The organism is Uliginosibacterium gangwonense DSM 18521 (genome assembly GCF_000373965.1).
In the GTDB taxonomy this organism is placed as follows: Bacteria; Pseudomonadota; Gammaproteobacteria; order Burkholderiales; family Rhodocyclaceae; genus Uliginosibacterium; species Uliginosibacterium gangwonense.
Map to the genome: position 1 here is coordinate 192,696 of NZ_KB892864.1, position 15,619 is coordinate 208,314.

Below are 15,619 nucleotides of genomic sequence, written 5' to 3' on the forward strand. Positions count from 1 at the left end.
GAGAGCCCTCCATTTTGCGCCAATATACGGGTTAGCCTGTATATTTTTTGTAATCTCACACTCAAACTCGTTCGATTTGATGAAACCCGAACAAGAACCGGAAGCCATCAGTCTGTTCTCCAGGCACCCCTCGGCGGTGCCGGTATTGCTGCTGGCGGTAGTATTGTGCGTCATCTGGTTCGCGGCACTCCCCAGCAATCTGGGCAATAACCCGGACATGCTCTGGCTATCGGCCATCGTGGTGATCTCGCTTGGGGTGATTGCAACCTGGAGTCTGTTCAAGGCCAAGAGCCAAAATGATCGCGCCGGGGAAATGGAGGGCGAACGTGACCTGATCTTCGCCCTCTCGCTCGATATTCTTTGTGTGATGAGCCTGGACGGCCACCTGGAACGCACCAATCCGGCCTTCCTCAACATCCTGGGCCTGAAGCCGGATGAACTGATTGGCTCAGCGCTGATTGATCTTGTTCATCAGGAAGACCACCGCCTCGCCCGGTCGGGGCTCAGAAAGCTGGCCCTGGGGCAGTCCGCCAATTTCGAAGTGCGCTGCCGCTGCGGCGATGGCAGCCACCGCTGGCTGCACTGGAGCGCCAATCCACAGTTGGGCGAACACCGTATCTACGCGGTGGCCCACGATGTCACCGACCGCAAGGCTGCCGAAGATGCCCTGCGATCCGAGTTCGCCTTCCGCAAGGCCATGGAAGACTCCGTGCTCACCGGGCTGGGCGCTATCGACATGGCTGGGCGCATCATCTACATCAACCGTGCGTTCTCCGAACTCACCGGCCTCCCCTCGGCAGAGTTGATCGGCCAGAGCCCGCCATTTAGCTTCTGGGATGAACGTGACATGCGCGCCAACTGGGAGGTACTGCGCCAAAGCCTGGCTGGGGACGCCCCGGCAGATGGGGCAGACATGCGCATCCGCCGCGACGATGGCAAGCGCCTGGACATCCGCCTACATGTTTCACCACTGATCAACGCTCACGGCAACCAAACCGGCTGGATGACGGCGATGACGGATATAACCGAATCCCGCCGTGCCAGCGCCCAGCTTGAAGCCGCGCAGGAGCGCTTCATCGCAGTGCTGGATGGGCTAGATGCCTACGTGGGGGTACTTGATGCAGTGAGCGGCGATCTGCTCTACGCCAACCGCGCCCTGGCCGCCCAAGGCAAGCCCGAGGATAGCGATGAAGCCATCGCCCTGCCGCAGCCCTCGCCCGATGAATATCTGGCCCTGCCCGGCAACCTGACCAACCGCGACCTACCCTTTGAACTGTTTGATGGCGAACTACAAGACAAATCCGGGCGCTGGTTCCACCTGCGCGAACGGGCACTACGCTGGGTGGACGGGCGCATTGTGCGTCTGGCGGTTGCCACCGACATCAGCACCATCAAACACGCAGAACAACTGGCCCACGAGCAGGAAGCACGGCTGCAAAGCACCTCCCGGCTCATTACCATGGGTGAGATGGCCTCGACATTGGCCCACGAACTGAACCAACCCCTATCGGCCATCTCCAATTACTGCATGGGTAGCGTCAACCGTCTGCGCCAAGGCAATTGCCCCCAGGAAGACATCCTGAGTGCCATGGAAAAAGCCAGCACCCAGGCTGCACGGGCAGGCGACATCGTGCGACGGGTACGGGACTTTGTGCGCAAGAGCGAGCCCCAGCGCTCCCTGGTCGCCATCCCCACCATCATTGAGGAGGCTCTTGGCATAGCAGGCATTGAAGCCAAACGCCTGGGTTCCAAAATCAACACCCAGATTCCAGACGGATTGCCGATGGTGATGGCAGACCGGATCATGATTGAACAGGTTCTTATGAACCTTGTAAAGAATGCCGCTGAAGCCATGCAGAAAGTCCCCATGGAACAGCGCCATATCAACGTAGCCGCCAGGCTCGTTGAAGGCTATATCGAAGTTGCGGTCACCGACAACGGCTGCGGCATTGCCCCGGCACAGCTGGGCAATCTGTTCTCGCCCTTCTTTACCACCAAGCCCGAAGGCATGGGCATGGGCCTGAACATCTGCCGTAGTATCATTGAATACCACAATGGCCGTCTGTGGGTTGACCCGAATCCATCCGGAGGGAGTATCTTCCGGTTTATGTTGCCGCAGGAGAAGATCCTTGACCATGCCTCTTTCGACTAAAGACATCCCTCTACACACAGAAGCAGAACAACTCGTCTATATCGTCGATGATGATGAAGCTTTGCGCGATTCGCTCATCTGGCTGCTCGAATCCACCGGCCTGAAGGCGCACGCATTCTCTTCAGCAGAAGCCTTCCTGGCTGCTTGGCATGCCAACATGCGCGGCTGTCTGGTGCTGGATATCCGCATGCCGGGCATGAGCGGGCTAGAGATGCACGAACGCCTGATTGCCATGCATTCGGCCCTGCCCGTCATTTTCATCACCGGCCACGGAGACGTACCCATGGCTGTCTCCGCGCTCAAGAAAGGCGCTGTCGACTTCATTGAAAAACCCTTCAATGACCAAGACATGGTTGCCCTGATCCGCAATGCGCTGGCTACCGAGCAAAAGCAGTTTGAGCTGCATCGCCAGGAAGCGGACGCGCAACGGCGCATCGACCAGCTCACGCCGCGTGAGCGTGAAGTGCTCGAACTCATCGTGGCGGGACGGCTGAACAAGCAGATTGCCGATGACCTGGGCATCAGCATCAAGACCGTGGAAGTCCATCGCGCCCGGGTGATGGAAAAGATGGGCGTCAACTCGCTGGCCGAGTTGGTGCAGCACGTCATGATTTCCGCCCCCAAGGGCGAATAAAGGCTTAAGCCAAATACATACTGGAGACGCAAGACAACAAACCGGGGCATGCCCCGGTTTGTGCTTTTGTGCGGCGTGGAACGCTCAATTCACCGTGATGGAGTACAGCGAAAAGCCGCCGCTGAGCACTTCCAGGCGAACCGCCACGAAACCTGAGGGGATATCCACATCCAGGCTCGCGCTATCGACCAGGCTGCTACTGCTCCCCCCCGCCAGGTTCACCGTCCCCTTCTTTGTGCCATTGATCCACACCGCTAGGCTTGTCGCACTGCTGGCAGCCCCCTTGACCACCAGTTTACCGGTAAAGGCCTGATCGGCATGCGCCGGGAACGCCAGCCAGAACCCCGTGTTATTGCCTGCTATGCAAGGCAAGCCGCCAATGGTCACGGTATAATCGAAACCACTGCGAACCATGTAGCTGTCATGCCAATTGCTTGCAATGATACTTCCTGGCAATGCCTGCCCAAGCGTGACGGGAACACGAGATTGCGAGTTCAACTGATTAAGAGCCGCCATTTTGGGTGAATTCGTCACGCTCAAATCCGGGGTGAATTCCCACTGCCCAGCCCCCACCAACGTGTAGTACATCAACAAGCCGCCACCCTGCGCTGACCATGCATCATGGGTTTTCACCACCATATCCTGCATCCGCGCATCGGCATTGATGGCGCGTGATTCTGCGCTGGTATAGTTATCCAGGCTCGGCCCGCCTTCATAGGCAATGCGCTGGAGGCCGAAATTATTCGCCCACATTGCGTCAACACCGAAGCCCTTCACATTCTGCGTTTTGGGATAGTTGCCGCTGGCGAAAAAGCCATCCAGGTCTGTATGGTTCGCGGGTTCGGTATTGACACCGTAATACCCTGATCCCCCTGCCCCATAAACGTAATAATCGACTGAGTGTGCAGGCGTTTGGCGTTTGGCATACGCATCAAGCCAATTCAAGGCATCGGCAAGTGTGCCCTGACCATTGCCTTGCTGCGTCATGAGTAGCGGACGCACCCGCGTCATCATCGCCACATCCCCATACACCGAGCGGAAAATGCTGCTGACCTGAGACATTCTGAACGCTGGATAGCGCCACATCTTGGTCCAGATGCTGGTGGTGGCGGGCACCAGCAAATCACTTGTTGCTGGTGCATTGCCAGCCAAATCCAGGATCACCGGGAAACACTTGAAGCCACCTGCGCTATTCCAAATCTCATTTGCATATTCCAGATACAGATTCAGGCCAGCATCCAAGGGAGGATACACAGGGTTGGCCTGTGCGCTGGTGTAAGGATTCGTACCATCAGTACCATAGCGCAGTGCCAGGGCCATGTTGCGCACATACGTATCGTCTGCCACCACCGGGACGTTGATCCAGCAATCCACCTTCAGCTTATTGCAAAGCTGGATCTGATGCTCCAACGGCACTCCGGCCACCGAGGCGTAGGTGGAACTTGTCGTCAGCGAACCATTGGCAAGTACGCCGCCCACTGTGGTATAGGTCACATCGGTCTTGGACATATGCAGCGGCGTGATCCGATCCGCCCACAGCCGGGTCAAATTCTGGTTGGTCGCAGACCAATCCATCATCCGCACCACGCTGGCCTTGCCCAAAGCATTCAGGAAGGGGGTCGTGAACACTGCGCTACCATCACTGGGATAACCAGGGCGATAGAAATGCACATCGGTAAAACCCGTGTTGATCGCGCTGGCTGCGGTACGTTGTGTATTTTTGAACACCAGGCCGCCAGACCCCGTCACGGTATTATTGATCGTGACATCTGCCGTCGTGGTATTGGTTGCCGCGTTATAGACCTTGTTGCTCACCGAACCGGTATACCAAAGCAAAGACACATCGGCCTTGCCCTTGAAGACCAGTTTGTACGTGCCATTGACCTGGCTAGGAGAACCGGTGAAAAACACCGTGGATGCATCTGCAGTGGGCCAGCCCAGCGCATCGACACCCGCCACGGGGTTGTTCCAGTCAGCCGCGTCCTTCCAGGGGCGTGCATGCTTGATGGCGTCCGCAAAGGCAAAGCTGCCATCCCAATCATTCAGGAACCACGTATTCATCCCTATGGCATTTTTCGATGTCGTACCTGACGGCGTGCCACCGCCAGAACTCGAACTTGAGCCAGCACTGCCATCCGAGGCCCCGCCGCCGCCGCCACACGCCACCAAGGCGGCAAGCGTTATACAGCATAACAGGGACGATACCGCCGAACCAGACCTGCTGGCATAGCCCCCCGGCCAATGCGCACATATGCCAGACAATACATGCTTCTTCACCTTGTTCCCCTTGATTTCACTGATCGCATCCAAACTGTACGTGGGCGCAATACCCATCTTGTTAGTATTGTTTAAGCCAGTCTATGTGCACACATCAGGCGTCGTCCAATTCATTCAGACGAAAGGTTTAGCCGCCACAAAGCATGTCAAAACCATACCTCTGCCGCGTATCCCCGACAACCCACCGCTTATCCACTCTTTCATTTTGCTTTCCTTTGCCGGCTGAGAGGATCTATCGCACATGTTCACACGAACCAGACAGAATTCCGCACCTGAAATCATGCCCTCTTATCATGATCAACAAATCGGGTAGAATTGTGGTAAACACTTCGCGCCCCACAACAGGGGCAGGTGGTTGCTTGGAGGTCTGGAACGCATGCGCCCCACTTTTTTCCATTCCGATCAGAGTCCTCCCCGCCAAGCCTCCACCGGCGAGCTAATCTACACCGCGTCCGGCACCGGCTCTGCGTGGTTGATATTGAGTGGCTCGGTGCGCCTGGATCGTACAGAGGATCGTGGCGAGGCTACCTTTGCCGGCATCGCCCTCAAAGGCGATATCTTGGGTGCTGAAACCTTGCTGCTGGGCAGCTATAGTTACACCGCCACGGCCTTGTCCGACTGCGTGCTCGTCCCTTGGCCGGGCGCAGAAACCCAACCGGAAGCCGGCACCCTGCTCAAAGCACTGGCCGATGCCGAACGACGCTGCGCCGATGCGATTGCCCTGCGTTGTGGCGACGCGGCTGCCCGTGTACGGCGTCTGGTGGGGCTGCTTGCCGGGCGCACGGCCCCCCAACGCATATCGCGTTTCACCCTACCCTCGCTGCGCGACATGGCCGATATCACAGCCCTGACGGTCAGCACCGTTTCCCGCACCCTGGTCAGCATGCAGGCCGAAGGTGTGCTGGAAATGCAGAGCAAACCCCGGGGCCGGCCACGTATCACTTGATACGCCGCACGCGCTTGAAACGGATTTATGCCATACAACTTAACCATTCAAATGCATCCGGAAATGTCCAGACGATTGAACGGCAGCTACCGGAAGCTGATCGAATAGTTCAGGTCAAGACCATTTACAGTCCCCGCCCGCGCAACAACGGATACAAAGCGAGACAGCGCATAGCTGAGCTTGACCACGCTTTCAGTCCCCAGAAAGTTCTGCTCGAAGCTCAGATACGCCCGCGTTGAAAGACGCTTGCCCACTGTCAGCACTTGGCTACTCATCGTATCGCCTGCATTGGTGCTTGTGGTGGAAGTGGAACTGCTCAGGCTGGAGCCCCCGGATGTGGCATTGTTGGCCACACCACTTTGCAAAGCCCGACGCGTGGTACTGGTGGCGCTGCCAATGCTCACGCTATCCAGCCCAATGCCATTGGCAATTCTCGTACTCAAATCTGGCCCATCGCTACCCAGACTGGCCCCGGCGCTGGAGAGCAACATGCCAATGTCCGCAGCACTCCCCTCAGAGGCACGCCCAAACAGAATCCAAGCTAGTTTTTCCTGCTCAGGCACATTCGGATCAGATACCAGACGGACCTTGGGGCGTTGGGCAGAACCCGTCACCTCCACCCCTGCCTCCACTTCCAGACCTTTTCGCAAGGCCAGAATATTGAGCGCTGGATCATCCAGCGAGCCGTGAAAATTGACCGCACCCCGCTCAATGGCCAAGCGTTGCCCATACGCATTGAACACCCCATCGCGGGTACGGATCGACCCCGTGGCACGCGGAACCACCCCTTGTGCCAGCACAATACGCAACTGACCGGCCAGCCATGTATCCACGCCATATGCTTTAAGTATAAATGCATCGCCAAAATCAAAGCCGATATCCGCGTTCAAATGCATACGCTGTGGGGGCTTTTGCCGACCGCGCACCACCACGTCATCCGAGAGCTTGGGCGCACCACTCTTGGCCATGCCAACAAACCCGGTATCGCTGTGCAGGCGTGCGTTGATATCCAGGCCATCCCAAGTACTGGTGGCATGCGCATCACCCGACACGATCAGCCACTGCCCTGGCTGCTGCAAGGCAGCCACATGATCCAGCTTGAACTGGAAATCCCCTTTGCCCGAAGGCAAGGCAATCTCCCCGCTGCCACTGAAAGCCCCGACAGCAGGCGGCGCCGCCAGGCGTTTGTCCGGCGGAGCCATGCGGTTGTCGGCACGGAAGCTCAGGTTTTCCAAGCGTACCCGCGCAGCATCAAAATTGATCAGCATATTCCCCTGATCCAGTCGCGTGCCTTGCTCCGCGAGCACAATCCCCAGCCCCTCGCCTTTCAGGTAGCCCGCCCCCACCGGATTTTCAGGCGTGCCGGTGAGGTTGAATAAGCCATGCAAACTGCCCGAGGTACGCATGTTCTGATCTACGAACGGCCCCAACCAGGCAATCGAGGGCATATCAGCATTCAGCACCCCAACCATCGGTGCACGCATATCGATACGGGTATCCGCTCCCTGCCCACTCAGCGCCAGTGTGGCCACTGCGTTGAAAGCACCGATCCGACTCCCGTTGGCCAATGCCGACAAAGCCAGACGTTGATCTTCAATCGCCGCGTTCAGGTCAAGGTTTTCCAACCCCAGCGCAACAGGGGAGTCGCCCTGCAAGATAAAGTCCCCGCCCTCACGGAAAACATGCACTAACCCTTTGGCATGCTGGCGCGCCAAGTCCACGTCCCATTCTGCCCCCAGTTGAAGGCTGCGTCCACGGAACACGGTGCGTTGATATTCGTCGAGCGAGAAGCCCAGTTGCACGCCAGAGAGTTTACCTTTGGCCAACAGGCGTTCTGGCGTCCATTCCGTCTGCATCAATTCGATGCGCCCTTGCTCGCCCCCCTGGCTGATCAGGCGTGCCGAGCCCAAGGCAACACGCTGGGATGACACAGCAAGAGTGGCCGGTTTTTCCAACGCAAACCGCAGTGGCCCGGTAAGGCTCAATCCCTGGAGCCAGCCATTCCAGTTCCCATCGCGCAGCCCCCCGCTGGCGCTGGCACTCAGGCTGGCCTCATGAGGCAGACTCGCTTCCACGCTCAACTGGTGATTGCTGCGATTACCGCTCAAATCCACACTCGCCTTGGCAAGCAGGGTTTGCGCACCGGCAGCACTACTCTGCACCAGATCGCGTAATTGGGCATGCGCGTCGGTTCGCCCTCCCGCACCGCCTTGCAAATCAGCCTTGAACTTGAGTTCTGCAAGTTGCCATCCTCCTGGAGCACGCAGCTGGTAGGCTTCTGCACTGAGTGAGCCTACCGGATCATCTGGAATGCCACCAACATAGCCTTGGGCATGCACGCGACCGCCAAATTGCCCACCCAGGCGCTCCAGATAAGCCGCATCCACGAGAAACTGGAGTTGATCGGTGCGTGCACCAACGGCCCCGGTCAGATGCACACGGTTGCCCATGACATCCACATCAACATCCGCTTCATGCAAGCGTCCTGGCGAGAAACGAGCTTTCGCGTGCCCCTGCAATGGGTAATTTGCAAGTTTGCTGGGGGCGAGCGTCAAATCGAATTGCCCGCTTGGCGCGGGCGACAATGTACCGCTGCTTGTCAGGCTGGCACTAATCTGCCCGGCGGGCGCATCCTTGAGGAAGGCATGCGGGTCAAGGCGCTCCACTTCCCCCTGCACTGCGTAGGCGCGGCTTCCGTTCAAGGCCAGTCGGCCAGAGAAGCGAGCACTGGCCTCGCGTGCCTGCAGCTCTGCCCGACTGATTTTCAGCACATTGCCTTCTTGCCTGCCTTCGGCCACCAGACGCATGCCCTGCGCGGCAAGATCAACACCAAACTGCTGCGCCTGCGCGTTGCCACGCGCATGGGCCTCCCCATCCACCAACATGCCCTGGGCATGGCTGGTGAATTGAGCCGGGTTCACTGCCTTGAGCTTCAAGGCTGCTTCAGCAGTTCCCCCCGCCTTGCCGGGCATCCAGGCCAATTCCCCCATTATCATGCCTTTATTCGGCAGATGCGCTTGCAACTGACTCAAGCGTAGCCGCCCATCTGCCCACTCAAGCTGGGTTTGCAACGCTGCAACAGGCAAGGCATTTTCATCGATCTTGCCAGGAGCATGATTGGTGATAGCAATCGGGCCACTGACCTGCCAATCCGCAGGGCCATTCTTTCCCGTCGCACTCAGGCGTGGCTGCAACTGTGCGCTGACATCCAGCATGGCCTTGGGCGCCTGCGGAGAAAATGCCGCCGGATTCAGTCCCTGTATGGCAAGCCGGGCACTATACAAAGGCATCGGCTCAAAGGGTTTGATTACCACATCCGCTTCGCCCTGGAGCGCACCACTGGCCTCACCCGCAACTTCTTTTGCGGCAAGATGCGCCTGGATATGCGCCAAGGAACCTTGCAGACGGGTGTCAATACGGGCGGGCCGTGCCTGCAGCATTGCCAGCAACCCGATCTGGCCAGACAGGGCAAAGGGGGGCGAATCTGCCAAACTCAGGCGTCCATCCAGCTTGCCCAAAGGGGTTCGCATCTGCAGCCCATCGAGTGCGAGCATGCCACGATGACTTTGGAATTGGGCGTGAATATCCTGTAAGGCAAGGCTTTCCTGCGTACTTTGCCCGTCAGCCGCCAGACTACCTTGGCGGAAAGTGGATACCTGCACATCCGCCAGCCGCACATCCAGAGGCAATTTCAGGCTGACAGGCAGACGTGCGGGCGCGGATGAATTTGATGGCGTGCGCCAGAGTGCTACTTGCTGGATATGCAGCGTGTCGACATCCAGCAAGTGCTGGCCCAAACGAAACGGATGCCAGGCAGCCTTGATCCCCTGGATATCCAGCTGCAAACCGGGCTGGGCAAAGCGGAGGCTATCCAGTTGCCAACGATCCAGCAGGCGCCCATGCCACCCCTCAAGGCGCAGCACGCCGCCAGAGACTGCGCTCACCCGTGCCGCAGCGAAACGCCCTCCGGATTCACTCCCGACAATCCAGGCCACCGTCGCCCATATGATGGACAAGCCAATCGCCAATACGGTGATTGCCGCACCTTGAAGCGTTCGCAAGAAAGGCTGGCGCATGCTGAGCCTGCCAGCAGAGACGTCAGGCAAAGAGCCGGGCCAGTTCTGCGCCGGGATCAGCCGCACGCATAAAGGCTTCGCCCACCAGGAAGGCATTGACGGCATGCGAGCGCATCAGCGCCACATCCTCCGGCCCCCGGATGCCGCTTTCAGTCACCACGATGCGCTCGGCTCCGATCCGCCCCAGTTGGCCAAGCGTCGTGTCCAACGACACCTCGAAGGTACGCAGGTTGCGGTTGTTGATCCCAAGCAGCGGGGTGCGCAGATGCAGGGCAATATCGAGTTCGGCAGCGTCATGCACCTCCACCAGAACCGCCAGCCCCAACTGATGGGCCAGGGTCTCCAGCTCCAGCAGGCGGCGCTGCGCGGCCTCTGCCGCTGCGGCACCGGTCACGCCTTCCGGTGGCAGGAAAGCAGCGACGATCAGCAGGATGCAATCGGCCCCCATCGCACGGGCTTCATACACCTGGTATTCATCAATGATGAAATCCTTGCGCAAGACTGGCAATGCGCAGGCTGCACGCGCGGCTTGCAGAAATTCCGGGCAGCCCTGGAAATACTGCCGGTCGGTGAGTACCGACAGGCAGGCCGCACCACCGCGTTCGTAGGATGCAGCAATCTCAGCAGGCTGGAAATCCGCCCGGATTACCCCCTTGGAGGGGCTGGCACGCTTGACCTCGGCAATCACCCCAGCCTTACCTGCGGCGATCTTGCTGCGGATGGCGCCAACAAAATCGCGCACGGGTAGCGCTTTGCCCGCAGCCTCCACAATTGCGGTGCATGACACGCTTTGCACCGCCAGTTCGATTTCTTCGCGCTTGGTCGCCAGAATTTTTTGCAGGATATCAGCCATCAAATCAGCATCCGAAAATTGGTCTATTAATGCCTCATCATGCCATACAGGCCACGATAATCAGGAAATTGCAGTCGCTTGCGCCCAAACCGACAGGTTCAGGCCCGCACAGCGGAGATCACCCCATCAATCTCGCCAATCTGTTGCAGCACACGCTGGGCCACGGTTCCGCCAGAGACTTCGATGGTAAAGCGCATATGCGCCCGCCCAGCCTTGGAGATGGTATTCACGCCCGTTACGTTGAGCTTGTCCTTGGTGAAGACATCGGAGATATCCCTCAGCAGGCCAGGGCGATCCATGGCTTCGACCATGATGTCGAGCGAGAACGCCTCAGGCCGCGCATCCTTGGCGGTGGCCAGATGCCCCCATTCGGCAGGCACGATCCGCTCCGGGTGGCGGTGAGCCAAATTCAGGAAACTCTTGCAATCTTCACGGTGGATCGATACGCCTCGGCCACGCGTCACAAACCCCTGGATAGTATCGGGCGGCACGGGCTTGCAGCAGCGGGCCAACTGGGTGAGCAAACGGCCCACGCCCACGACCAGCACCCGATCATCCTGATCAACGGCCTTGCGCCGCTCGCTGATCACCAGTTCTGGCGCAGGCGGAATCGGCACCACCGGCTGCAAGGCGTTGTGGATCTGGCGGCCACTCACATCTCCACGCCCCACGGCTAGGTAGAAGGTAGTGGTGTCCTTGAAGCCCAGCTGCGCGGCGAGATCTTCCTGGTTGGTCTGGGTCAGGCCGCTGCGTTGCAGCTCGCGGATCACAATGGCGCGACCCTGCGCGGCAGTCTCATCCTCTTCCTGTTGCACAAACCAGCGTCGCACCTTGGCGCGGGCGTTGGAAGTCACCAGATAACCCAGCTGCGGGTTGAGCCAGTCACGCGAAGGGCCGCCCTGCTTGGCAGAGATGATCTCGACTACCTGACCACTGACCAGGGGGCGATCCAGCGGCAGCATCTGCCCATCCACCTTGGCGCCCCGGCACCGGTGGCCCAGATCGGTATGCAGGCGATAGGCAAAGTCGATGGCCGTCGCCCCGGTAGGCAGGTCGATCACCCGGCCCTGCGGCGTGGCGACATACACGGTGTCATCCAGTGCAGCCTGACGGGTGTGTTCTTCCCAGACGGAAGCATCGGTGACTTCATCACGCCAGGACAGCAGTTGGCGCAGCAGCGAAATCTTTTCGTCGTAGGCGCCACCGCCCTGCTTGGCACCTTCCTTGTAGCGCCAGTGGGCGGCCACACCCAGCTCGGCGTGGCGGTGCATCTCGTAGGTGCGGATCTGCACCTCCATCGCCCGCCCGTCCGCCGCACGTACGGCGGTATGCAGGGATTGGTAGTTGTTGCCCTTGGGTTTGAGGATGTAGTCGTCAAATTCCTTGGGAATCGGCTCCCACAGCTCATGCACAAGGCTCAGCACTGCATAGCAGTCGCGCACCTCATCAACCAGCACGCGCAAGGCCCGCACGTCATAGACCTGATCGAAGTCGACGTGTTTGTTGCGCATCTTGTTCCAGATGCTGTAGATGTGCTTGGGGCGGCCATAGACTTCGGCCTTTACGCCAATGGCAGCCACATCAAGCTTGAGGCGGGCGATGGAATCGGTAATAAAGGCTTCACGTTCCACCCGGCGCTCATCAAGCTGCTTGGCGATGCGCTTGTAGGTATCCGGCTCAAGGAAGCGGAAAGAGAGATCTTCCAGCTCCCACTTGAGTTGCCACACCCCCAGCCGGTTGGCCAGCGGGGCATACAGATCCATACTCTCGCGGGCGATATCGAGCGATACGCTCTCACGATTGGCCGTAAAGAAGCGCAGGGTCTGCACCCGCGAAGCCAGCCGCAGCAGAACCACGCGGATATCTTCAGCCAGCGCCAGCACCATCTTGCGCAGCACTTCGTTTTGCGAATGCAGGTCTGCCGCCGTTCCGTTGGAATGAGACACCATATGCAGGCGATTGAGCCGCCGCAAGCCTTCCACCAGCTTGGCCGCAAGCGGGCTGAAGCGCTCGGCAATACGTTCGCTGGCGTTCTCTTCGTATTCCGGCACCGCAAACAGCAAAGCGGCAATCCGGGCATCCAGATCAAGCTTGAGCGAGACGGCAATCAGCGAAATACCCAGGGCATGCTGCCAGGCCTCTTCCCCGCTGCCGAGCTGACGCCCAGCGTAAAGGGCCTGAGCCCATTCCACTGCCTGCTGCAAGGCAGGCAGCGCATCGGGGCCAAGACCGGCTGCAAGCAGCTCGGGAACCGGGGTGGCGCCATCTGTATTGGCGACAGAGTGTTGTACGGAAACCATGCGTGCATTATCCCATACCGGGCGTTACGAAAATATCTTGATTTGAATGCCCACAATCCAAAAAGGTTCAAAGTCTCTACCGCAGCCTGTGCAACTGCTTCGCCACAACCCAACACACATCGGTACAATGGATTCTTTATCAATCAGGATTCCTCCTTCCATGCTGCGTTGGCTTCCGGCAACCGCCCGGGGCGTTGCTGCCTCGATCATCATCGGCTTGAACACCCTTCTGGTATGCATATTCTTCATCCCGTTTGCGCTGGTGAAGCTGCTGATCCCAGTCCCGGCAATCCGCAAGCTGACAGACCATTGCCTGATCTGGCTCGCCAATGCCTGGGTCAGCGTCAACCACGGCTGGATGACTGCGGTGCAAAAACTGGATTGGCATGTCAGCGGCCTTGAGGACCTGAATCCGCGTGGCTGGTATCTGGTGAGTTGCAACCACCAGAGCTGGGCGGACATCGTGATCCTGCAGCGCGTCCTGCAAGGGCATATCCCCTTTCTCAAATTCTTCCTCAAGCGCGAGCTGATCTATGTTCCCGTCATCGGCTTCGCGTGGTGGGCGCTGGATTTCCCCTTCATGCGCCGAGGCGGCAAAACCCTGGCCACGGCTGCGGCAGACCTTGCCACAGCACGCAAATCCTGCGAAAAATTCCGCCATATCCCCACTTCGGTCATCAACTTTCTGGAAGGCACACGCTTTACGGCGGCCAAACATGCCACCCAGCATTCTCCCTACCAGCATTTGCTTAAGCCCAAGAGCGGGGGTGCCGCCATTGCGCTGGCTACGATGGGTGACCTGTTCAATGCCATGTTGGATGTGACCATTGTGTACCCCGGTGGCACCCCGACTTTCTGGCAGGTGATGTGTGGCCAAATGGGCAAGGTGGTAATCGAGGTCAAATCCATCCAGATTCCAGCCGAACACATCCAAGGTGCGGCCTCTGGTGACCCACGGGCACGGGCACTCATCCAGCGTTGGCTCAATGATTTGTGGAAAGAGAAGGATTCCCGTATCGGTGAGCTGCTTGGCAAGCCCGCCCAGAACCCAGAAGCCTGACCCTTTGGGCGCAGGGCTGCGCCTGCTGGCCCGGCCGAACGTTCTGGCCGGGTTGTCTTCAGCCCTGCTTGCTGTCCTATTTTCCGTCCTGTTTTCCGTCAACTCCCAGGCGCAAACGTCCCAGACACCCCCACTGCCGCGCACGCAGATCACCCGCCTGGAGCAGGCCTGCAATTTCCTGGCGGCGGAAAAGCCCACGGATTTCGTGCTTGAAAATGCCTGCGCTCGGCATCTGGAAACAATCGGCCAGATGCTCCGGCACAGTACATGGCGGGATGAATGCGAGCGTAATATTCTGCCGGGCCTGGAGAATCTGGGCTCCTATTATGAGCAAACCCCTGGCAGCAGTGAAATCGGCGTAGACAAGCTGCTCTTCCTCCCTTTGGGGAGAGGGCATTTTCTGATCGCGCTGGCATGCAGCCAGGGCGCCTACAACACCGACTACCTGGTTTTCACTTACGAGGATAGGCCCCACCCCGCCCAGCCGAAATTATTGTGGTTCCCTGAAATCCAATACTCAGGAAATCACGTGCGGCTGCATTACACGGCAAGGCTCACGCTACGTGATTTCGACGCCAGAACGCACTCCCTATACCACTATGCCAAATATCTGGGTAATGGCTCAGGAGGTAACTACGCCGAATATGTGATTGATGCCAAAACTTTCATGCCCCGGCTCAAGGTCTGGATCAGCAAAGCAGATACAGACCACCAGGGCAATTATCAGTTCAAGCGCGGACAACGCCCACACGCCAAGGGCTGGCAAGCCTACCCACATCCGGCGCAAGGCAAGCTCGGCGCGATTGATCAACGCAGCAAGCAGCCCTTTTCAACTCACCCCAAAATCGAAAGCTTGCCAGACGTACCAGAATAGCTGCTGTACAGATCGGCAAGCGACGAGGAGGATGAGTCTGTGCCCGCATTCGCATTGAGCGCAGAAAACACGCTGTCATTGAGCGCATTGCTCTGACCCAAGGCAGAAAGGCTGCTGGAATCGGCCTGACTCTCTGGCCCATACAGCTGCATGGAGCTTTGTACCTTCAGCAAAAGCCCCTTGGCATTGTAGAGTGCATTATCTGATTCGGTTTTGCCCAGGGCCGCATTGCCCAGCGACACCAGATCCTGATACACCGGGTCGGATGACGAGGAAGCCGTTGCGCCCTGTTCCACCAGCGATTTTGCCAAAGCCAGCAACTGGTCATCGCCAAGCTTCGCAGTGCCATCCTTGCCATTCGATTTGCCCCCGTTGACCTCATTGGAAACCTTGTTGAGCAAGGTGGTGTAGGAAGCGGGGTTTACGGATGAAATTGTCATTTTTCAA

Annotated in this window: 10 protein-coding genes; 5 read left to right on the forward strand and 5 right to left on the reverse strand. The window is 58.6% G+C overall.

Annotation, left to right across the window (positions count from 1 at the left end; translation table 11 throughout):
- The first annotated feature begins 79 nt into the window (after window positions 1-79).
- Both B145_RS26260 and B145_RS0118380 read left to right on the forward strand, forming a co-directional pair.
- A complete protein-coding gene (locus B145_RS26260) occupies window positions 80-2,152 on the forward strand; it encodes a PAS domain-containing sensor histidine kinase (protein ID WP_018609311.1) in 2,073 nt (690 codons plus the stop codon).
- Window positions 2,136-2,786, forward strand: coding sequence for a response regulator transcription factor (locus B145_RS0118380; protein WP_018609312.1), 651 nt, complete (start codon window positions 2,136-2,138; stop codon window positions 2,784-2,786). Before B145_RS26260 ends, B145_RS0118380 begins: the two co-directional genes overlap by 17 nt.
- Window positions 2,787-2,870: 84 nt before the next feature.
- On the opposite strand, the gene B145_RS0118385 is transcribed toward B145_RS0118380, so the two are convergent.
- Complete coding sequence (locus tag B145_RS0118385; protein ID WP_211209876.1) at window positions 2,871-5,063, reverse strand: hypothetical protein; 2,193 nt, start codon at window positions 5,061-5,063, stop codon at window positions 2,871-2,873.
- 376 nt (window positions 5,064-5,439) lie between these two features.
- On the opposite strand from B145_RS0118385, the gene B145_RS0118400 reads away from it, so the two are divergent.
- Window positions 5,440-6,009 (forward strand): Crp/Fnr family transcriptional regulator, encoded by a 570-nt coding sequence (locus B145_RS0118400; RefSeq protein WP_018609316.1) that lies wholly within the window; start codon window positions 5,440-5,442, stop codon window positions 6,007-6,009.
- Window positions 6,010-6,095: 86 nt separating this feature from the next.
- Here the strand turns inward: B145_RS0118400 and B145_RS0118405 are convergent, their stop codons facing one another.
- The 3 genes from B145_RS0118405 to B145_RS0118415 form a co-directional block, all read right to left on the reverse strand.
- A complete protein-coding gene (locus B145_RS0118405) occupies window positions 6,096-10,085 on the reverse strand; it encodes a translocation/assembly module TamB domain-containing protein (RefSeq protein WP_018609317.1) in 3,990 nt (1,329 codons plus the stop codon).
- 22 nt (window positions 10,086-10,107) lie between these two features.
- On the reverse strand, window positions 10,108-10,938 hold the full coding sequence (gene trpC, locus B145_RS0118410) for an indole-3-glycerol phosphate synthase TrpC (protein WP_018609318.1): 831 nt from the start codon (window positions 10,936-10,938) through the stop codon (window positions 10,108-10,110).
- Window positions 10,939-11,036: 98 nt separating this feature from the next.
- The gene (locus B145_RS0118415; protein WP_018609319.1) at window positions 11,037-13,238 is read right to left on the reverse strand and encodes a RelA/SpoT family protein; all 2,202 of its coding nucleotides are present in this window, start codon (window positions 13,236-13,238) and stop codon (window positions 11,037-11,039) included.
- A 160-nt stretch (window positions 13,239-13,398) separates the two neighbouring features.
- On the opposite strand from B145_RS0118415, the gene B145_RS0118420 reads away from it, so the two are divergent.
- Together B145_RS0118420 and B145_RS0118425 are read left to right on the forward strand one after the other, a co-directional pair.
- The gene (locus B145_RS0118420) at window positions 13,399-14,298 is read left to right on the forward strand and encodes an acyltransferase (protein ID WP_018609320.1); all 900 of its coding nucleotides are present in this window, start codon (window positions 13,399-13,401) and stop codon (window positions 14,296-14,298) included.
- A complete protein-coding gene (locus tag B145_RS0118425; RefSeq protein ID WP_018609321.1) occupies window positions 14,267-15,172 on the forward strand; it encodes a DUF1176 domain-containing protein in 906 nt (301 codons plus the stop codon). The genes B145_RS0118420 and B145_RS0118425 overlap by 32 nt, the downstream gene beginning before the upstream one ends.
- Here B145_RS0118425 and B145_RS0118430 read toward each other — a convergent pair.
- Window positions 15,133-15,612 carry a hypothetical protein gene (locus B145_RS0118430; protein ID WP_018609322.1) on the reverse strand — a complete coding sequence of 160 codons (480 nt, stop codon included), beginning with the start codon at window positions 15,610-15,612 and terminating at the stop codon, window positions 15,133-15,135. The two genes, B145_RS0118425 and B145_RS0118430, sit on opposite strands and share 40 nt — an antisense overlap.
- Between the last annotated feature and the right edge of the window lie 7 nt (window positions 15,613-15,619).

Excerpts from the sequence above, each read along its gene's own strand:
- B145_RS0118420 (WP_018609320.1), top strand. The coding sequence starts at position 13,399 with ATGCTGCGTTGGCTTCCGGCAACCGCCCGGGGCGTTGCTGCCTCGATC.
- B145_RS0118415 (WP_018609319.1), bottom strand. The coding sequence starts at position 13,238 with ATGGTTTCCGTACAACACTCTGTCGCCAATACAGATGGCGCCACCCCG.
- B145_RS0118380 (WP_018609312.1), top strand. The coding sequence starts at position 2,136 with ATGCCTCTTTCGACTAAAGACATCCCTCTACACACAGAAGCAGAACAA.
- B145_RS0118405 (WP_018609317.1), bottom strand. The coding sequence starts at position 10,085 with ATGCGCCAGCCTTTCTTGCGAACGCTTCAAGGTGCGGCAATCACCGTA.
- trpC (WP_018609318.1), bottom strand. The coding sequence starts at position 10,938 with ATGGCTGATATCCTGCAAAAAATTCTGGCGACCAAGCGCGAAGAAATC.
- B145_RS0118400 (WP_018609316.1), top strand. The coding sequence starts at position 5,440 with ATGCGCCCCACTTTTTTCCATTCCGATCAGAGTCCTCCCCGCCAAGCC.
- B145_RS0118430 (WP_018609322.1), bottom strand. The coding sequence starts at position 15,612 with ATGACAATTTCATCCGTAAACCCCGCTTCCTACACCACCTTGCTCAAC.
- B145_RS26260 (WP_018609311.1), top strand. The coding sequence starts at position 80 with ATGAAACCCGAACAAGAACCGGAAGCCATCAGTCTGTTCTCCAGGCAC.